This is a genomic window from Pseudomonas sp. B13(2017) (assembly GCF_002113245.1).
GTDB classification, from domain to species: domain Bacteria; phylum Pseudomonadota; class Gammaproteobacteria; order Pseudomonadales; family Pseudomonadaceae; genus Aquipseudomonas; species Aquipseudomonas putida_Z.
The window spans coordinates 49,402-68,881 of the sequence record NZ_NEJX01000015.1; the positions used below are offsets into that span (position 1 = coordinate 49,402).

Sequence of the window (19,480 nt, forward strand, 5' to 3'; positions counted from 1 at the left end):
GGGATCGTGGCTTTTTGTGAGCTACTTCACAAAATCGTCATCGGAGGCATAATGCCACCAATCCTTTTCACGCCTTTCGAAGGCCCAGGTAAAGTTCATGTCGCTAGTCGCAAGCCCCGACATCATGTACCGGCTGTTGATCCAGAGTGTGGTGGACTATGCCTTCTACCTGCTCACCCCCGAAGGAATCGTCGCCAACTGGAACCCCGGCGCCCAGCGCGCCAAGGGCTACCTGGCCGAGGAAATCGTCGGCCAGCACTACTCGTTGTTCTATACCGATGCCGAGCGCGCCGCCGGGCTGCCCGCGCTCAACCTTGAGCAGGCGCGCAGCACCGGGCGCTTCGAAGAGACCGGTTCGCGCCTGCGCAAGGACGGCACGACCTTCCATGCCCATGTGGTGATCGACGCGGTGTACGACGATGCCGGGCAACTGGTGGGCTTCGCCAAGGTCACCCGCGACATTTCCGAGCACCACCGGCAAGAGCTGGAACTGCTGCAGGCCAAGGAACTGGCCGAGCAGTACAGCCAGGAAATGACCAAGCTGTCGCAGTTTCTTGATTCGGTGATTGCCAACATCCCCGCCAGCGTCATTGTCCAGGACCTCGAAAGCCAGCGCATCCTGCTGGCCAACCAGCAGGCCGAACGCCTGTTCGGCGGGCCGCAGCGCAGGATGACCGGGCAGTTGCCCGGCGAATGCCTGGCACCGGGTGTTGCCGGTTACCTGGAACAGCAACTGGCCCGTGGCGCCCGCAGCACCAAGGGCCATGCCGCCGAAACCCGGGTCGACACGGCCTGCGGCCCACGCACCCTGCGCAGCCGCACCTTGCTCAGCCAGAACCGTGAAGGCCAGGCCGACTACGTGCTGTTCGTTGCCGAAGACGCCACAGAAGAGCTGGCCGCCCACGCGCAGATCCACCACATGGCGCACCACGATGCGCTGACCGGGCTGCCCAACCGCACCCTGTTCAACGAACGCCTGCGCCAGGCGCTGGTGCGTGACAGCGAGCACGCCAAGCTGACCGCCGCCCTGTGCCTGGACCTGGACAACTTCAAGAACATCAACGATTCGCTGGGCCACGCCTTTGGCGACAAGCTGCTGCGCGCGCTGGGCAAGCGCCTGCGCCGCGAGCTGCGCGAACACGACACCCTGGCCCGCCTGGGCGGCGACGAGTTTGCCGTGGTGCTGACCGGCCTGGAGGGCCGGGAGGCCGCATGCAACACTGCGCAGCGCCTGATCAACGCGATCTGCCCGCCGTTCCAGATCGAGGGGCACCAGTTCACGGTGGGGGTGAGCATCGGTATTGCCATTGCGCCTGATGACAGCGACCAGGCCGAGCAACTGCTGGGCTACGCCGACATGGCGCTGTACGAGGCCAAGCGCAATGGCCGCAACCGCTACGAGTGCTTCAACGTCGAACTGGACGTCGCCGCCCGCCAGCGCCGCCTGGTGGAAACCGACCTGCGCACCGCGCTGCACCTGGGCCAGTTGCAGCTGCACTACCAGCCGGTGGTCGACCAGCAGACCAGCAGCGTTACCGGCTATGAGGCGTTGCTGCGCTGGGAGCACCCGACCCGCGGCATGGTCATGCCCATGGACTTCATCCCCATCGCCGAGGAAACCGGGCTGATCCACGAACTGGGCAACCGGGCGCTGAACCTGGCCTGCCAGGAGGCGGCCAGCTGGGACAGTGAGCAGACGGTGTCGGTCAACCTGTCGGCGGTGCAGTTCAAGAATGCCAACCTGGTGCACACCGTGGCCCTGGCGCTGGCCGACTCAGGCCTGCCGCCACAGCGGCTGGAGCTGGAGATCACCGAGTCGGTGCTGCTGGGCAACAGCGAGGAAAACGTGCGTACCCTGCGTGCACTGAAGGACCTGGGCGTGTCCATTTCGCTGGATGATTTCGGCACCGGGTATTCCTCGCTGGGCTACCTGCGTTCGTTCCCGTTCGACCGGATCAAGATCGACAAGTCGTTCGTGCATGACATGTGCGACAGCCGCGAGGCGATGTCGATCATCCGCGCCATTACCGACCTGTCCAACAGCCTGATGATCAAGACCACGGCCGAGGGGGTTGAGTCGGAGGAGCAGATGCGCCGGTTGGCGGCGGAGGGTTGCTCGCACTTCCAGGGTTACCTGTACGGGCGACCGGCACCGGCGAACGAGCGGTTGAAGCAGGTCATGACGCCGGCATAGTGCCCTTGCGCGGGCCTGCAGAATCACCGCAGCCGATCGGCCCGGCGCAGTACCTGTGGGAGCGGGTTCACCCGCGAAGCAGGCGACACGGTGGCTGGCACCGGCTGCGCCGGTGTTCGCGGGTGAACCCGCTCCCACATGGGCCGTGCAAGCTTTCAAGGCTTGATCAAGGCTTAGCTGTTCCAGTCCGGCGCAAACGCCGGGCTCACCACCCGCTGGTCCTTCGGCAACCCGGCGATCGCAGCGCGGTCCTCGTCATCCAGTTGCACGTTCGACACCGCCAGGTTGGCCAGCTGGTTCTCGCGGCTGCCGGCCTTGGGGATCACCGCCACGCCGTCCTGGTCCAGCAACCACTTCAGCGCCACCTGGCTGGGCAGTACGCCATGCTTGCGGGCGATCGCCTGGACCACCGGCTGCGCCGCCGCCTGCCCACGGGCCAGCGGGGTGTAGGCGGTGAGCAGCAGGTCGTGGCGGCGGGCGTAGTCCAGCAGCGGTTGCTGGCCGAGCAGCACGTGGTATTCCACCTGGATCGCCGACAATGGCGCGCCCAGGGTTTCCACCACCTGGCGCAGCAGCCCCAGCGGGAAGTTGGCCACGCCGATGCTGCGCGCCTTGCCCTCGTCACGCAGGGCCACCAGGGTTTCGATGCTGCGGGCCAGGTCCCAGTCCTGGCCGGGCCAGTGGATGTGGAACAGATCGACCTGCTCGGTACCCAGCGCGCGCAGGCTGTCCTCCAGCGACTGGCGCATGGCCTTGGGCGCCAGGCGATCCCACCATACCTTGGTGGTCAGGTGAATCTGCTCGCGCGGTACATCGCTGTCGCGCAGGGCCTGGCCGACGGCGGCTTCGTTGTCATAGGCAGTGGCGGTGTCGATGTGCCGGTAACCCACTTCAAGCGCCTGGCGCACGGCCTGGGTGCACTCGCTGCCGGTCATTGGCCAGGTGCCCAGGCCGATCGCGGGCAGGTCCAGGCCGTTTCGGGTGGTGAGCCTTTGCATGTAAATTCCTTGTAGGGTGGGCAGGGTTCGCATTCGATGGTCGGCGATCAGCACGGCACGGGCCATGCGCACGGGGCGGAAAGTGGTCGATCAGCGAACAGAAATTGCAGTCGGCCTTGGCTGGCGGCAATTGAACTTCCTTATTCTTCGGCATCTCTTCTAGAATCCGAGCTGTTGCATCCGCCAGGCAACGCCTGCGCGGCCTTCCCTGGGCGCCGCATCCAGCCGCGCCGTCATCGAGAGTGCCATGAGTTCCAGCACACCGCTGTCCGGAGTCAACCAACCCCTGCGCGGCATCGCCCTGGTGGTGGTGGCGACGTTCCTGTTCGCCAGTCACGATGCCCTGTCCAAGTTCCTCGGCGGCCTGTACCCGATCATCATGGTGGTGTGGGCGCGGTATGTGGTGCACACGCTGCTGATGGCCGGCATCTTCCTGCCCAAGGCCGGCCTCAACGTGCTGCGCACCCGCCGCCCGCTGTTGCAGACGTTACGTGCCCTGAGCCTGTTGAGCACCAGCCTGCTGTTCACCACCGGCCTGCAGTACCTGCCGCTGGCCGAGGCCACGGCGGTCAACTTCCTTGCCCCGGTGCTGGTCACCGCGCTGTCGGCGCCGTTGCTGAAGGAGCGGGTGACGGTGGGGCAGTGGGTGGCGGTGGTGATGGGTTTCATCGGTGTGTTGGTGGTGGTGCACCCGGGCGGGGCGATGTTCACCCCGGCCATCCTGTATCCGTTCGGTTCGGCGCTGGGCTTCTGCTTCTATCAGTTGCTGACGCGCATCCTGGCCGCGCATGACAGCCCGACCACCAGCAACTTCTATGCGGGGTTGTGCAACACCCTGGCGATGAGTGCGCTGGTGCCGTTCTTCTGGGAGATGCCGCGTTGGGACCATGCGCTGCTGATGCTGGCGCTGGGTGGCTTTGGCATGACTGCGCACCTGCTGCTGACCCAGGCCTTCCGCCATGCGGCACCGGCCTTGCTGGCGCCGTTCAGTTATTGCCAGATCGTGTTTGCCGGGTTGCTTGGGTTGGTTGTCTATAGCCAGGTGCCGGATACCCTGAGCCTGGTGGGCATCTCGGTGATCTGCCTCAGTGGGCTGGGGGCGGCGTGGATGCAGCGGGGTAAGTGACAACCTGTAGTGGCCTCTTCGCGGGTAAACCCGCTCCCACAGGTACAGCGCAGTCCGCGGACAGGGCGCTGTACCTGTGGGAGCGGGTTCACCCGCGAAAGGGCCCTCAAACGCGACCCTTCAACAACGCCTGCAACGAATCGTCAAAGTCGCGCAAGGCATCCGCCTGCACCGCCCGTTCATCCTCGGCCACCCGCGCCACATCGCCCAAGCGCTTGCTGGCCCGCCCTTCAGCGCGGCCGATATAGGTCAGCTGGTCATCGAAAAAGCGCGCTACCACCCGGCTTTCGATATCCGCGCTGGCCAAGCGGCTTTCGGTGTCCAGCAGCACGATCACATCCGGGTGGTCGCCCAGCAGCGTGTCCAGGTCGTCATAGAAAGTCACTTCGGCAAACTGCTGCGCCAGTGACCGCGCCAACCAGTCATACGCCTGGCTCTCGCTGCCAAGGGTCGCAACAGGGGCACGCTGGCCTTGGGTCGGCGCGGCTGCCTGGGTGCGATGGCTGCCGAGGTATTCGAGGGTTGCTTCCGCATCGCGCCCCAGCAGCACGGCCACCCGTTGGCCGGGGACCAGGGCGACACTGGAAATGGCCGTGGCCGAATAGAAGTGCCCGTAGGGCTGCGCGTCGGTAGCGGCAGGGCTGGCACAACCGCCAAGGGCGGCCAGCAAGGCGAGCAGGGCAGCGATCATGCCGGTTTTCATGGGAGGCCTCATCAATCAGCGAATGCCGCCATCTTCCGCCCGGGCTGGCCGCAGCGGAACTTGATGGCATTCATGGTGGCTATCGATGAGGTCGATGCATCACTGCGTGGCCATGAACTGCAGGATGCGCTCGCGCAGCCAGCGCTCGGCCGGGTCATTGTCCTGGGCGCCGCTCCAGACCATCGACAGTTCGGCCTCGGTGATGTCGAACGGCGCCGGGTCGGCGCGCAGGCTGCCGTCGTCGGCCAGGGCGCAGGCGGCATAGTCCGGCACCGTGGCGATCAGCTCGGTGTTGCGCAGCAGGGCGCGCAGGCTGCCGAACTGCGGCACCGCCAGCACCACCTTGCGGCAGCGGCCGATGCGCGCCAGGTCGAGGTCGATATTGCCGCTCATGTCGCCCGAGAACGACACCATCACATGCGGGCGGGCGCAGTATTCGTCGAGGGTCAGCGGGCCCGGGCGGTCATCGGCGCGCAGCACTCGCACGCCGATGTTGCGCAGCTTGCGGCGCTTGGCGGTGGCCGGCAGGTCCGTGGTGTAACTCACGCCCACCGAGATCTCGCCGCTGGCCAGCAGCCCCGGCATCAGCAGGAAGTTGGCCCGGCGCACCACCACGCTGATGTTCGGGGCCTCTTCGCGCAGGGCCTGCAGCAGGGCCGGGAACAGGCCGAACTCGGCATCGTCCGACAGGCCCAGGCGGAACACGTTGCAGCTGTTGACCGGGTCGAACTCGCGCGCGCGGCTGATGGCGGCGGAAATCACATCCATGGCCGGCCCCAGCTCGGCGAAGATCTGCATGGCCCGTGGCGTGGGCTCCATGGCCCGGCCGTTGCGGATCAGCAGCGGGTCGTCGAACAGCTCGCGCAGGCGGGCGAGGGCGGCGCTGACGGTGGGCTGGGTGATGAACAGCTTTTCGCCGACCCGGGTCAGGTTGCGTTCGATCATCAGGGCTTCGAACAGTACCAGCAGGTTCATGTCGACGCGGCGCAGGTCGTTGCGGTTCATGAGGGGGCGGGTTCCGGAGTAGAAGGGGTGGCGGTGTATTGAAGCATGTGGCCAGCCTGATTGCCTTGTATGGATGTGCCGGCCTCTTCGCGGGCATGCCCGCTCCCACAGGTATTGCACAGTTCTCGAGACCTGCGCAGGTCCTGTGGGAGCGGGCGCGCCCGCGAAGAGGCCAGTACAGGCATGACCCTGACAGAGCCAACCTATCACCCCTCAATAGCCACTCTATTAGAACTCTGTCCAAGCTCGGCTAGTCTTTCCCCTGGCCCCGCGAATTCCGCGAGCGGGCGGCGTGTCAGCACTTGCGTGCAAGACCGCACCAACCCCGTCGTGACAGCTTCGCAAGCCCCGTGTAGACCTGATGAGGGGTAGCACGAGCCCACGCGCTCGGCTGAAAGAACACCTGGCAAAGACCGGAAATCTGGATAACCGACCCAAAGGTACCCGCAGATGTCGAACGAATCGAAATGCCCGTTCCATCAAACCGCAGGTGGCGGCACCACCAACCGTGACTGGTGGCCTGACCAGCTCAACCTGAGAATTCTTCACCAACATTCCTCCAAGTCCGACCCGATGGACCCGGGTTTCGACTATGCCAAGGCGTTCAAGAGCCTCGACTTCCAGGCCCTGAAGAAAGACCTGACCGCCTTGATGACCGACTCCCAGGACTGGTGGCCCGCCGACTTCGGCCACTACGGCCCGCTGTTCATCCGCATGGCCTGGCACAGCGCCGGTACCTACCGTATTGGCGATGGCCGGGGTGGTGCAGGCTCTGGCCAGCAGCGCTTCGCCCCGCTCAACAGTTGGCCGGACAACGTCAGCCTGGACAAGGCCCGGCGCCTGCTGTGGCCGATCAAGCAGAAGTACGGCAACAAGATTTCCTGGGCCGACCTGATCGTGCTCACCGGCAACGTCGCCCTCGAATCCATGGGCTTCAAGACCTTCGGCTTCTCCGGCGGGCGTGCCGACGTGTGGGAGCCGGACGAAGATGTGTACTGGGGTTCGGAAAAGGTCTGGTTGGGCGGAGACATTCGTTATGGCAATGAGCAGGTCAAGGCCCAGCCGCCAGGCCAGGGTGACCTGGTAGCAGAGCCAGCCAAGCACCCAGAGGAGCAAAGCCGGGACCTGTCCGGCGAGCGCAACCTGGAAAACCCCTTGGCTGCTGTGCAGATGGGCCTGATCTACGTGAACCCGGAAGGCCCGGACGGCAACCCCGACCCGGTAGCCTCGGGCAAGGACATCCGTGACACCTTCGGCCGCATGGCCATGAACGATGAAGAAACCGTGGCGCTGATCGCCGGGGGCCACGCCTTCGGCAAGACCCACGGTGCCGGCCCTGCCGACAACGTTGGCCCGGAGCCGGAAGCTGCAGGCCTGGAGCTGCAGGGGTTGGGTTGGGCCAACAAGTTCGGCAGCGGCAAGGGTGGCGATACCATCACCAGCGGCCTGGAAGTGACCTGGACTTCGACCCCCACCCGATGGAGCAACGAGTACCTCAACAACCTGTTCAACTTCGACTGGGAACTGACCAAGAGCCCGGCCGGTGCCCACCAGTGGCGGCCGAAGGAGGGCAAGGGGGCAGGCACCGTGCCGGATGCCCATGACCCGGCCAAGCGCCACGCGCCTTCCATGCTCACCTCCGACCTGGCGCTGCGCTTCGACCCGATCTACGAGCCGATCGCCCGCCGCTTCAAGGACAACCCTGAGCAGCTGGCAGACGCCTTCGCCCGAGCCTGGTACAAGCTGATCCACCGCGACATGGGCCCATTGGCGCGCTACCTGGGCCCGGAAATGCCCAACGAAGAGCTGCTGTGGCAGGACCCGCTGCCAAAAGTCGACCACCCACTGGTGGGTGAGCAGGACATTGCCGCGCTCAAGGCCAAGGTGCTCGCGGCGGGCCTGAGCGTTGGCGAGCTGGTGTCCACAGCTTGGGCGGCGGCGTCGACCTTCCGCGGTTCGGACAAGCGTGGCGGGGCCAATGGCGGCCGCCTGCGCCTGGCGCCGCAGAAGGACTGGCCGGCGAACCAGGGCACAGGCAAGGTGCTGGCGGCGCTGGAGAAGATCCAGGCCGAGTTCAATGCCGGCGGCAAGAAAATCTCCCTGGCCGACCTGATCGTCCTGGCTGGCGCCGCCGCAGTGGAAAAGGCTGCCAAGGACGCCGGGCACAACGTCAGCGTGGCGTTCCGCCCGGGGCGTACCGATGCCTCCCAGGCGCAGACCGACGTCGAGTCGTTCGCCGTGCTGGAGCCGCTGGCCGATGGCTTCCGCAACTTCACCAAGGCCCGCTACAGCGTCAAGGCCGAGAAGCTGTTGCTGGACAAGGCCCAGTTGTTGACCCTGACCGCGCCGGAAATGACCGTGCTGATCGGCGGCCTGCGCGTGCTCGGCGCCAACCATGGCGGCAGCCAGCAGGGCGTGTTCACCGACAAGGTGGGTACCCTGAGCAACGACTTCTTCCGCAACCTGCTGGACATGGGCGTTGAGTGGAAGCCGACCTCGGCGGATAACGAAACCTTCGAAGGGCGCGACCGTAAGACCGGGCAGGTGAAGTGGACCGGTAGCCGGGTTGACCTGGTGTTCGGCTCCCATGCCCAGTTGCGGGCGTTGAGCGAGGTGTATGGCAGCAGTGATGGCCGGGACAAGTTCGTGCGGGACTTTGTGGCTGCCTGGGAGAAAGTGATGGAGCTGGATCGCTTCGACTTGAAATAGCTTCGTCAGAAATGGGGGCGCTTTGCGCCCCTATCGCGACACAAGGCCGCTCCTACAAGCCACCGCCGAATGCGGCGCCGAACCTGTAGGAGCGGCCTTGTGTCGCGACAGGGCTGCAAAGCAGCCCCATGCTCTCCGAGGGCTGGACCATTTCAATCTTCCTGTGCAAGCTGATGCACGACAGTGATTGCACACAGAAGGTGATCGTTCGTGAACCCCGAAACCATGCTGGCGGCATTGCCAGGCTACGCCATGTCGGCCGAGTCGATACAGGTGCTGCCCGATGCCAAGGCCTACCGCGCCTGCCTGCTCGAGCGCATCCGCGCCGCAACCCGGCGTATCGTCATCGTTGCGCTGTACCTGCAGGAAGACGAGGCCGGCCAGGAAGTGCTGGATGCCTTGTACCAGGCCAAGGCCGCGCGGCCGGGGCTGGAAATCACCATCGTGGTCGACTGGTTCCGTGCCCGCCGCGGCCTGCTGGGCGCCGGGCGCCAGCCGGGTAACGCCGCCTGGTACCAGGCCCAGCGCCAGCACCATGGGCTGGACATCGTCATCCATGGCGTACCGGTGCAGACCCGCGAGCTGTTTGGCGTGTTGCACCTGAAGGGCAGCATCATCGACGACTGCGTGATCTACACCGGCGCCAGCCTTAACAACGTGTACCTGCACCGTTTCGACCGTTATCGCCTGGACCGCTACCACCTGTTCCAGTCACCAGAGCTGGCCGACGCGATGGTCGGGCTGGTGCGGCGCCTGCTGCACCACACCGCCACGCCGCGCCTCGACCTGCCAGAGCCACCCTCCACCCGCAGCCTGCGCGGCGACATCCGGCGCTTGCGCGCGCGGCTGCGGCGCATGGCCTATGAGGCACCGGCCAGCGCAGCGGGGCAGGGCCTGCGGGTGATCCCGCTGTTGGGTGTGGGCCGTGGCAACCCGCTGAACCGGGCACTGTGCGCCTTGCTGGCGGCCGCGCGCACACAGGTCATCATCAGCACGCCGTATTTCAACCCGCCCCGGGTGCTGATGCGCGAGCTCGACCATGCCCTGGCGCGTGGCGTGCGGGTGGAGCTGATCGTTGGTGACCGCACGGCCAACGACTTCTATATCGCCCCCGGCGAGCCGTTCAGTGCCAGCGGCGCGTTGCCCTACCTGTACGAAGACAACCTGCGCGCCTTCACCCGACGTTGCCACGCTGCGATTGCCAGCGGCCAGCTGCAGGTGCGGATCTGGAATGACCCCGGGCATACCTTTCATGCCAAGGGCGTGTGGGTAGACCAGCGCTATTCGTTGCTGACAGGTAACAACCTGAACCCGCGCGGCTTCAACCTGGACCTGGAGAACGGCCTGCTGATCGATGACCCGCAAGGGCAATGGCTGGGGCCACGGGAGGCAGAGTTGACCGAGTTGCGCCGGCATGCGCCGAAGATCGGCTCGGCAGAGGAGTTGGGGGTCAAGGCCGAGCACCCCAAGGAAGTGCGCAAGTTCCTGCGGCGGCTGCGCTATAGCCGGCTGGAGCCGCTGATCAAGCGGGTGCTCTGAGGGAATTCAAGCGTTTTTGTGGGAGCGGCCTTGTGTTCGCGAAAGGGCCGCAACGCGGCCCCTCGATTTCAGCGTCACCGCCGCTATTGCTGGGGCTGCTTTGCAGCCCTTTCGCGACACAAGGCCGCTCCTACAGGGGCCGTGCCAGGCTGTGCCACCTTTGTTTCCTGTTTGCCCCGCGGCTTGAGCCGCGACACCGCAAACAGCACCACCGCCAACCCGACGACCTGATACAGCGAAATCTCCTCGCTCAGGATCGCCCACGATGCCAGCACCGTCAGCACCGGCCCCAGGTTGCCCACCGCGGCAGTATGGGTCGGCCCCAGGCGCTGTATCGCCAGCGCCACCCAGTAGATCGGCAACACCGTGGAAAACACCGCCATCAACCCGGCATTGGCCCACACTGCGCCTGGCAACTGCCACAACTGCCCGACCGGTGCCACCACCAGGTAATGCGCCAGCACCATCAGCGAGGACGCAGTACCGCACAGCCCGGCCAGGCGCATCGAGCCCATGCGCTTGAGCATCATGCCGGTGCCGGAGTAATACAGCGCGTAGGTCACCGCACTGGCGAACACCCACAGCGAGCCCAGCACCACCTGCTGGCCAGCCCCGGCCACACTGACGTCGTGGACAAAGGCAATGCCCAGCCCCAGGTAGCACAGGCCCATGGCCGACAAGGTGCGCAGGCTTGGCCGCTCACGCAGGGCGATGGCCTGGAACACCAGCACCAGGGTCGGGTAGGTGAACAGGATCAGCCGCTCCAGCCCGGCACTGATGTACTGCAGGCCATAGAAGTCGAACAGGCTGGCCAGGTAGTAGCCCAGCAGCCCGAGCAACGCGACACGCAGCCCATCGCCCAGGTTGAGCGGTGCGCTGCCCTGACCACGGCTGGCCCATACCAGCCAGGCGAACATCGGCAGCGACAGCCCCATGCGCAATGCCAGCAGGCTGATGGCGTCCACCGGCCCTGCGGCATAGGCGAGCTTGACGAAGATGGCCTTGAAGCTGAAACCCAGGGCCGCCAGCACGGCGTACAGGGCGCCGCTTTGCAGTTGGCGCTGGATCAGGCTGCGTAACGCGTTCATGGGGTACCCGTGGCAGAAGAAAGACAGGGTTATTCTGAACTGAAGGCAGCCTTACTAGCAGCGCTTTATCGAGGAATTGGCGATGAACCTGGCCATGCTGCCCGCACAGCCGCCGTGCGCGCCGAGCAGGAGCTGCCGGTGCGTCGGGTGGCCCTGGCGGAAAGCTGGGCCACCCTGGAGCTACGTTTGTGTTTCCGCGACTGGGAGCGCCTGAGCTCACATGGGCGGCAACTGGTGAGCTTTTTGTCCGGGCAACGGCTTACTGCGCCGGGGCCAGGCGAATACCACTCACCTGCACCTGATCACCGGGCTTGAAGCGGGCATTGGGCGAGCGATAGCGCTGGGTACTGCCGTCGTCATGGCGTACCACGTAGGCCGCGTCGCTGTGCCCGCTGCCTTGTTGCACGGCGGCGCCGCCAAATGCACCCAGGGCTGCACCGGCGATGGCGCCGAACGGGCCACCGAGCGCGGCGCCGACCATCAGGCCGCTGACGCCGCCGGCGCCATAGCCCAGCGTGTTGTCGGGGCTTTCCGAGAGTACCTCGTCGGCGCAGGCGGGCAGGGCGATGGACAGGGACATCACCAGAGGGAGGAGGATATTTTTCATGATGGTTATTTCCGCAAGGCAGGTAGTGGCGAAAGAGAATGGTTCAGCTTTCGTGCCAGCTGGGCAGCCCTTGCAGATGGGCGTGTTGCGCTGGTGTGTTGTCATAACGACAGCGGTTTTTGTGGTGCAAATGACAGGCTGATGTCAATATGACATTCACTCGCACGGGTATCGGCCAGGGCTGGGCTATCATTTGCAGGCTGGTGGTGTAAGGCTCCTCTGAAAAGTCATCACGAGCGCATACAATCGGGCCTTTTCCTCGTCAACCAGATAGGCCAAACCGTTCATGGCGCTTGATCCACCCACGATGCTGACTATCTCGATCGCCCTGGCTGCCGCGGCTGCGTTGTACCTGGCGATCGAGTGGCGAAGCGTACGCGAGCCGTCGCTGCTGTTCTGGAGCGCAGGCTTTGCCACCATCACGATTGGTTCCACCCTGGCATTGCTGCGCGGCATCGGTTTGTTGCTGATCGGTATCTGGTTCGCCAACGGCTTGCTGGTGGTGGCGCACTGGTTCTTCCTGATGGGGGTGTTGCGCTTCACCCAGGTGCGGCTGTCGCGTATCTGGTTATCGGTCGTGCTGGTGTGGTTTGCCTTGCTGCTGTTGCCTGTTGGGCCGCAGTGGTCGAAGGTGATGCTGATGGTCAACTCGTTGCTGGTGGCGCTGTTGACGCTCAAGGCCAGCTGGCTGTTGCGGCCGCATGGCAAGTCGCTGAGTGTTGGCGCGGTGCAGTTGCGCTATGTGTTGCTGGCGCATGGGTTGTTCTATGTGGCCAAGGCGATCATTGCGATTACACCGGGTACGCTGATTGACCTGGCCACCTTCGGCGGGCTGATCATTCAGGTTTCGTTGGTCGAAGGTGCGATGGCGATCATGCTGATTGCCTTGTCGATGACCGGCACCGTGCGCTACCGGCGCGAGGAGCGGATTGCCCGCCTGGCGGCCCGTGACCCGTTGACGGCGCTGTACAACCGACGCGCACTGGAGGTGCGGGCGGGGCCTTTCTTCAAGGCAGTGGATCCGGCGCAGCCCGGGGCCTTGCTACTGATCGACATCGACAACTTCAAGCTGGTCAACGACCTGCACGGGCATGTTGCAGGGGACCGCTTGCTGATTGCCCTGAGCGAGATGATTCGTACGGTGTTGCCCGAGCGCTCGCTGGCGGCGCGGCTGGGCGGTGATGAGTTCGTCATTCTGCTGTGTGGTGCGAGCAGCGAGCGGGTCATGGAGCTGGGTGGACTGCTGCGCGAGCAGTTCCAGCAGTATGCCAGCAAGACGGTACCTACGCCGCAGCCGGTCACCTTGAGCATCGGCGCCAACCTGTTCGACCAACCGCCGACGAGCCTTGCGGCCTTGATCGAGCAGGGGGATGTCGCCTTGTACCAGTCCAAGCGCGGTGGGCGCGACAGCATCCGCTTCGTCGAACGACCGATGGCCGACCTCAGTTAGTAGCAGTTTTGCCTTTGCCTTTGCTTTTGCTTTTGCTTTTGCTTCTAAGCGCGCGATAGTTCAGGCGCCGCCGATTGCGACTTCAGGAGGCCGAGCGAAGGGACTGCGGAGGGAGGTGACGGGCATGGATGCCCGTCAAGCGCTGAGGCCCCATGGATGGGGCCTGCAGCGCGTACTCCCGGGAGCAGGCCCGTAGCGAGGGGACCCCGGAGCGAAGCGTAGGGGCCGGATGATGGGAGCCGACGGTTTTTGGTTCCTTTTTGCCACGACAAAAAGGGACCCGCCGTAAGGGCGGAAAGGTGACTCAGCGCCACCATCGCGAATGAATGTCTACTAGATGTGAAGGCCCACATCCAAAAAGCCAAATAGCTGCAGGCCCCATCCATGGGGCCTCAGCAAGTCAGCAAGAATGGCGAATCAGGTCACCACCTGGTAGCACGGTACATACGCCGCGCCGCCAGGCAACTTCATCCGATGCTGGTCGACGAACGCCTGCAACAACCGGCCCAGTGGGTCAAGCACGGCGCTGTCGCCACGGATCTGATACGGCCCGTGTTCCTCGATCAGGCGGATGCCCTTGTCCTTCACGTTGCCGGCGACGATACCGGAAAACGCCCGGCGCAAGTTGGCAGCCAGTTCGTGGGCCGGCAGCTCGCGCCGCAGGTCGAGGTCGGCCATGGCCTGGTGAGTCGGGTCGAACGGCCGCTGGAAGCTCTCCTCGATCTTCAGCAGCCAGTTGAAGTGGAAGGCATCGTTGCGCTCGCGGCGGAACTGCTTGACCGCCTTGAGCCCTTCGACCATGTGTCGGGCAACTTCCGCCGGGTCATCGATGATGATCTCGTACAAGCGATGTGCCGCCTCACCCAGGGTAGCGCCGACGAACGCGTGCAACTGTTGCAGGTACGGCTCGGCACTGCGCGGGCCGGTGAGTACCACCGGGAACGGCAGGTTCTGGTTGTCCGGGTGCATGAGAATGCCCAGCAGGTAGAGGAACTCCTCGGCCGTGCCGGCACCGCCCGGGAAGATGATGATGCCGTGGCCGACACGGACGAAGGCTTCCAGGCGCTTCTCGATGTCCGGCAGGATCACCAGTTCGTTGACGATCGGGTTGGGCGCTTCGGCGGCGATGATGCCCGGCTCGGTCAGGCCCAGGTAGCGGCTGCCGTGCATGCGCTGCTTGGCGTGGGCAATGGTGGCGCCCTTCATCGGGCCCTTCATCACACCCGGGCCGCAGCCGGTGCACACATCCAGCTTGCGCAGGCCCAGCTCGTGGCCGACCTTCTTGGTGTACTGGTACTCCTCGCTGCTGATCGAATGGCCACCCCAGCACACCACCATCTTCGGCTCCACGCCCGGGCGCAGGGTGCGAGCGTTGCGCAGCAGGTGGAAGACATAGTCGGTGATGCCCTGGGAGCTTTCCAGGTCGATGCGCTGGCTGGCCAGCTCGCTTTCGGTGTAGACGATGTCGCGCAGGGCACTGAACAGCATTTCACGGGTGCTGGCGATCATTTCGCCATCGACGAAGGCGTCGGCCGGGGCATTCAGCAGCTCCAGGCGCACGCCGCGGTCCTGTTGATGAATACGCACCTCGAAGTCCTGATAGGCCTCGAGGATGGTCTTGGCATTGTCGACATGGGCGCCGGTGTTGAGGATGGCCAGGGCGCACTGGCGGAACAGGGTGTAAAGGCTACCGGTACCGACTTCACTCAGTTGCTGCACTTCACGTTGTGACAGCGTCTCCAGGCTGCCTTTGGGGCTGACGGATGCATTGATGACATTGCGTTGAGGCATCTAAGTCTTTCCTGTGCGGGTAAAACATCCTTCTTTGACAACACCATACCGAGAAATGTGGACGGCAACGAGGGGGGAGTGGAAAAAGCTTGAGACCAGGCTGGCTTCTTCGCGGGCTTGCCCGCTCCCACAGGGGCCGCGCTGCTTTCAGGCTTGCGCTGGACCTGTGGGAGCGGGCAAGCCCGCGAAGCAGGCGACTCGGTCTCAAGTCATCCCAACAGCTTCTGCACGCCAAGGGTAATCGCCACGCCACCAAACACCAGCCAGAGGTTGAGAAGCGCCCCGGTGGCCAGCGCCCGCGGCCCGGCCTGGCGAATCTGGCTGAGGCGCGTCTCCATCCCCAGCGCGGTCATGGCCATGGTCAGGGCGAAGGTATCCAGGCTGTTGACCGCCTGGGTCACGCTGCCCGGCAACACCTGCAGCGAATTCACCAGCACCAGCGCGAGGAAGCCGAAGGCGAACCAGGGCATGGCGATGCGCCCGTTGCCCTGTGCCTGGCCCGGCTGGCGCGCGCGGCTGATCCAAAGGCCCACCACCAGCAGTACCGGTACCAGCAGCATCACCCGGGTCATCTTGACGATTGTGGCGATATGCGTGGCCTCGGGGCTGACGTTGCTGGCCGCACCGACCACCTGGGCCACCTCGTGAATGGTGCCACCCAGGAACAGCCCGGCACCCATGGCGTCCAGGTGCAGCCAGCCGGCATTGATCGCCAATGGGTAGAGGAACATCGACAGGGTGCCGAACAGCACCACGCTACCAACCGCCATGACGCTTTTGTGCGGTGCACTGCGCAGCGCCGACTCGAAGGCCAGAACCGCGGCGGCGCCGCAGATGGCGCTGCCGGCCGCGGTCAGCAAGGCGGTATCGCGGTCCAGCTTGAACAGCTTCATGCCGCACCACAGGCCGATCAGCAGAGTGCTGGACACCACCAGCAACGACACGATGAGCCCGGACCAGCCGACTTCGGCAATTTCCTGCAGGCTTACCCGCAGGCCGAAGAAGGCCACGGCAATGCGCAGCAGGCCGCGGGCGGAAAAGTTGATACCCGCCGCCCAGCTTGCCGGTAGACCGTCACGCAGTGCATTGCCGTAAAGCGCACCGGCGACGATACCGACGATCAGTGGGCTGATACCCAGGTTGGCGATGGCGGGCAGGGCGGCCAACTGGGTGACCGCAAGCGCGAACAGCGCGACGAACAGGATGCCATTGAGCCGCCCTCGGGTAGAGAGGGTAGGTGCAAAGGCGGGGTTGGACGGAGCCGTGGCCATGTGAGTCCTCCGGAAAGGTGTTTCGACATGGCTTACGTTAATCTGGTTATAAGCTTATAAAAAATCGTAATTTAGGATGGCAAATATCCGTTTAACTGATATTTTTCATTCATGACCCCAGAACAACTGATAACGTTCGCCACCGTCGCCGAGCACGGCAACATCAGCCATGCGGCCCAGGCCCTGCACTTGTCGCAGCCGGCGGTGTCTGGCCAGCTCAAGCTGCTGCAGGAGGCCTTTGGCGAGCCGCTGTATCAGCGCGCCGGCCGTGGTGTGCGGCTGACAGCAGCCGGCGAGCAATTGCTGGCCCATGCCGAGCGCCTGCGCGAAACCTTCCGTCAGGCCCAGGCATTGCGCGAGGCCATGCGCGGGCTGGAGCGCGGTACCCTGCGCATCGGCGCCAGTACCACGCCGGCCAGCTACCTGCTGCCTTACCTGATTGCCGATTTCCATGCCCGCTACCCGGAGGTGCTGGTGAGCACTTCCAACGGCAATACGGCAGAAATCGTCGCTGCGCTGGACAGCGTCGATATCGCCCTGATCGAAGGGCCGCCTGGGCAGGAACTGCCATTGGGTACGGCGGTGACGGCGTGGCGGGAAGACGAGATCGTGGCCATCGTGCCACGTGGTCATCCGCTGGCTGGCAGTGACCGACAGACGCTGGCGTCGCTGGGGGCTTACCCGTTGGTGCTGCGCGAGAGCGGCTCGGGTGTGCGACAGATCGTCGAGCGGGCATTTGCCCGCAGTGGCGTGGCGATGCGCGTGGCGCTGGAAATTGCCGGCGTGGAAGGGGTGAAGGAGGCAGTGCGGGCCGGGATGGGTATTGGTTTTGTGTCGGCGATGTCGATCCGGCATGAGGATGGGGCGTTGCAGCGGTTGCAGGTTGTGCCGCAGGCGTTGGTGCGGCGGTTTTCCATTCTGGTGCCGCATGCAGCCACCCCGTCGCGGGCTGCGGCGCGGTTTCTGGAGTTGTGTGTTGGCCTGCAAGAGGTGGGGTGACTGTGCTGGGCTCTTCGCGGGCTTGCCCGCTGCCACAGGTTTCTCACGGTTCTTGAATGCGGTGCAGTACCTGTGGGAGCGGGCGAGCCCGCGAAGAGGCCTGCACAGGCAACCTCAATCCACCCGAAAGACATGCTTCAGATAGGCCACGAAGTTCTCATCCCGGCACTGTGTCTTGCCCGGGCTGTCGGAAATCTTGGCCACCGGTGCCCCATTGCAGGCCGTCATCTTGATCACGATGTTCATCGGCTCCACCCCCGGGATATCGCAGGTCAGCCTGGTACCAATGCCAAAGCTCACATTGATCCGCTCATGCAGCGCCCGGTACAGCCCCAGCGCCTTGGCAAGGTCCAGCCCGTCGGAAAAGATCAGGGTCTTGCTCTTCGGGTCGATCCCCAGCCGCTCATAGTGGGCAATGGCCTTTTCCGCCCAGGCCAGCGGATCGCCCGAATCGTGCCGCAGGCCATCGAACAGCTTGGCGAAGTACAGGTCGAAGTCGCCCAGGAACGCGTCCATGGTGATGCAGTCGGTCAGGGCGATGCCCAGCAGCCCCCGGTATTCCCGCACCCAGCATTCCAGCGCGGCAGCCTGGCTGTCGACCAGGCGCGGGCCGAGTTGCTGGTGGGCCATGAACCACTCGTGGGCCATGGTGCCGATCGGCTTGAGCTGGTATTCGCGGGCCAGGTGCACGTTGCTGGTACCGACAAAGCGGCCCGGGAAGTCACGCTTCAGAATGTGCACCACCTCTTCCTGCACCCGGTAGGAGAAGCGCCGCCGGGTGCCGAAGTCGGCCAGTTGGAAACCGGCCAGTTCTTCGGCGCTGGCCTCGGCCTTCAGCCAGTCGAGGTTCTGATACAGGCGCTCGCGGACCTGCTCGATCACCACCTCGCGATAGCGGTAGCGGTTGCGCACCTCGCTGATGATCGCCAGCAGCGGGATCTCGTAGAGAATCACGTGCAACCACGGCCCGCGCACGCGAATCGCCAGTTGCCCGGCATCATCCAGGCCTACCTGTACATAGCGCAGGTTGAAGCGGAACAGGCTGAGAAAGCGGATGAAGTCCGGTTTGATGAACGGGATCTTCTCCAGGTAGGCGAGCTGGTCATGCGTGACGCTGACATCGGCCAGTTGCTCGACCTGGTAACGGATTTCCGCCAGGTAAGGTGCGAGGTTCTCGCCGTTACGGCAGCGGAACTCCCATTCCACCTCGGCGTTGGGGTAGTTGTGCAGCACCGCCTGCATCATGGTGATCTTGTAGAAGTCGGTGTCCAGCAGGTTCTGGATGATGCGTGGGCCGAAAACGCTGTCGCTCATGGGCGGTCTTCCTTGATCAGAGAGAGCTGGTGGTCGAGCGCGGCTTCGTCGCCGCAGAGGATCACGCCGTCGGCGGCCAAGGCGCCACACGCCTCGATGGCGCCTGCCTGGGTGAGGGCGCGGCAGGCCGGCAGGTACAACAGCACCTGGAAGCCGGCCTGGCGCAATTGGCGGGCGGTGGTCTTGACGCAATAGTCCAGGGCCAGGCCACCGACGATCACCGCGCCCACCTGCTGCACCTTGAGGTACTCGATCACCCCGGTGGAGCGGCGTTCGGCCAGGTCGTGGTAGCAGGCGCCATAGGGGTGCAGGTCGGGCTCGACGCCTTTCCACACGAAATAGTCGTAATCGATGGGGGCCGGCAGCCCGGGCAGCAACTCGAAGCCGGGTGTGCCGGGGACGCAGTGGCTGACCCAGGTCAGGTCGGCGTTGGCCAGTTGCAGGGGCTGCAGCATGTGCGCGGGGTCGGCGACCACCCAGGCGGCGTTGGCCGGGTGGGCGTCCTTGCTGCCCAGGCGCAGGTCGGCGCGCAAGGCCATGGTATTAAGATCAGCCGCGATTTCATCGCCTTCGGGAACCGGCAGCTCTTGCGGCACGTTGCTGGTGAAGCCGTTCTGGGCGTCGACATCGAAACTGGCGATCTTCATGGCGGTGCTCCTCGCTGGAATGGATACATAATTCACTTG

Annotated in this window: 16 protein-coding genes; 7 read left to right on the plus strand and 9 right to left on the minus strand. The window is 64.7% G+C overall.

Features of this window, described 5'->3' with window-relative positions:
* Positions 1 to 97 precede the first annotated feature (97 nt).
* Positions 98 to 2,194 carry a bifunctional diguanylate cyclase/phosphodiesterase gene (locus CAG44_RS18965; protein ID WP_085692770.1) on the plus strand — a complete coding sequence of 699 codons (2,097 nt, stop codon included), beginning with the start codon at positions 98 to 100 and terminating at the stop codon, positions 2,192 to 2,194.
* Positions 2,195 to 2,367: 173 nt separating this feature from the next.
* Here the strand turns inward: CAG44_RS18965 and CAG44_RS18970 are convergent, their stop codons facing one another.
* Positions 2,368 to 3,192 carry an aldo/keto reductase gene (locus CAG44_RS18970; protein ID WP_085692771.1) on the minus strand — a complete coding sequence of 275 codons (825 nt, stop codon included), beginning with the start codon at positions 3,190 to 3,192 and terminating at the stop codon, positions 2,368 to 2,370.
* 247 nt (positions 3,193 to 3,439) lie between these two features.
* Here CAG44_RS18970 and CAG44_RS18975 point away from each other — a divergent pair, with 247 nt between their 5' ends.
* Positions 3,440 to 4,318 (plus strand): DMT family transporter, encoded by an 879-nt coding sequence (locus CAG44_RS18975; RefSeq protein ID WP_015270753.1) that lies wholly within the window; start codon positions 3,440 to 3,442, stop codon positions 4,316 to 4,318.
* Between the two features lie 106 nt (positions 4,319 to 4,424).
* Here CAG44_RS18975 and CAG44_RS18980 read toward each other — a convergent pair whose 3' ends face one another.
* Positions 4,425 to 5,021: a hypothetical protein gene (locus tag CAG44_RS18980; RefSeq protein ID WP_085692772.1), complete on the minus strand. Its 597-nt coding sequence runs from the start codon at positions 5,019 to 5,021 to the stop codon at positions 4,425 to 4,427.
* A 99-nt stretch (positions 5,022 to 5,120) separates the two neighbouring features.
* Positions 5,121 to 6,026 (minus strand): LysR family transcriptional regulator, encoded by a 906-nt coding sequence (locus tag CAG44_RS18985; RefSeq protein ID WP_025338767.1) that lies wholly within the window; start codon positions 6,024 to 6,026, stop codon positions 5,121 to 5,123.
* Between the two features lie 450 nt (positions 6,027 to 6,476).
* Here CAG44_RS18985 and katG point away from each other — a divergent pair, with 450 nt between their 5' ends.
* Entirely contained in the window at positions 6,477 to 8,735 is a 2,259-nt protein-coding gene (katG, locus tag CAG44_RS18990) for a catalase/peroxidase HPI (RefSeq protein WP_085692773.1), read from the plus strand.
* Positions 8,736 to 8,945: 210 nt separating this feature from the next.
* Positions 8,946 to 10,274 (plus strand): CDP-diacylglycerol--serine O-phosphatidyltransferase, encoded by a 1,329-nt coding sequence (gene pssA, locus CAG44_RS18995; RefSeq protein WP_085692774.1) that lies wholly within the window; start codon positions 8,946 to 8,948, stop codon positions 10,272 to 10,274.
* Between the two features lie 83 nt (positions 10,275 to 10,357).
* On the opposite strand, the gene CAG44_RS19000 is transcribed toward pssA, so the two are convergent.
* The gene (locus CAG44_RS19000; RefSeq protein WP_085692775.1) at positions 10,358 to 11,362 is read right to left on the minus strand and encodes a DMT family transporter; all 1,005 of its coding nucleotides are present in this window, start codon (positions 11,360 to 11,362) and stop codon (positions 10,358 to 10,360) included.
* A gap of 259 nt (positions 11,363 to 11,621) precedes the next feature.
* Complete coding sequence (locus CAG44_RS19010; protein ID WP_178076942.1) at positions 11,622 to 11,969, minus strand: hypothetical protein; 348 nt, start codon at positions 11,967 to 11,969, stop codon at positions 11,622 to 11,624.
* On the opposite strand from CAG44_RS19010, the gene CAG44_RS28855 reads away from it, so the two are divergent.
* Together CAG44_RS28855 and CAG44_RS19020 are read left to right on the plus strand one after the other, a co-directional pair.
* On the plus strand, positions 11,968 to 12,111 hold the full coding sequence (locus CAG44_RS28855; protein WP_155951618.1) for a hypothetical protein: 144 nt from the start codon (positions 11,968 to 11,970) through the stop codon (positions 12,109 to 12,111). The genes CAG44_RS19010 and CAG44_RS28855 overlap by 2 nt on opposite strands.
* A 165-nt stretch (positions 12,112 to 12,276) precedes the next feature.
* Complete coding sequence (locus CAG44_RS19020; protein ID WP_085692776.1) at positions 12,277 to 13,419, plus strand: GGDEF domain-containing protein; 1,143 nt, start codon at positions 12,277 to 12,279, stop codon at positions 13,417 to 13,419.
* 417 nt (positions 13,420 to 13,836) lie between these two features.
* Here the strand turns inward: CAG44_RS19020 and ppnN are convergent, their stop codons facing one another.
* Positions 13,837 to 15,210: a nucleotide 5'-monophosphate nucleosidase PpnN gene (ppnN, locus tag CAG44_RS19025; RefSeq protein WP_025338773.1), complete on the minus strand. Its 1,374-nt coding sequence runs from the start codon at positions 15,208 to 15,210 to the stop codon at positions 13,837 to 13,839.
* A gap of 209 nt (positions 15,211 to 15,419) precedes the next feature.
* Complete coding sequence (locus tag CAG44_RS19030) at positions 15,420 to 16,481, minus strand: YeiH family protein (RefSeq protein ID WP_085692777.1); 1,062 nt, start codon at positions 16,479 to 16,481, stop codon at positions 15,420 to 15,422.
* A gap of 111 nt (positions 16,482 to 16,592) precedes the next feature.
* Between CAG44_RS19030 and CAG44_RS19035 the strand changes: the two genes are divergently transcribed.
* Entirely contained in the window at positions 16,593 to 17,480 is an 888-nt protein-coding gene (locus CAG44_RS19035; protein WP_015270743.1) for a LysR family transcriptional regulator, read from the plus strand.
* A gap of 114 nt (positions 17,481 to 17,594) precedes the next feature.
* Here CAG44_RS19035 and pncB read toward each other — a convergent pair whose 3' ends face one another.
* Both pncB and CAG44_RS19045 read right to left on the minus strand, forming a co-directional pair.
* Positions 17,595 to 18,794 (minus strand): nicotinate phosphoribosyltransferase, encoded by a 1,200-nt coding sequence (pncB, locus tag CAG44_RS19040; RefSeq protein ID WP_085692778.1) that lies wholly within the window; start codon positions 18,792 to 18,794, stop codon positions 17,595 to 17,597.
* Complete coding sequence (locus CAG44_RS19045; RefSeq protein ID WP_085692779.1) at positions 18,791 to 19,441, minus strand: isochorismatase family protein; 651 nt, start codon at positions 19,439 to 19,441, stop codon at positions 18,791 to 18,793. Before CAG44_RS19045 ends, pncB begins: the two co-directional genes overlap by 4 nt.
* Positions 19,442 to 19,480: the final 39 nt, after the last annotated feature.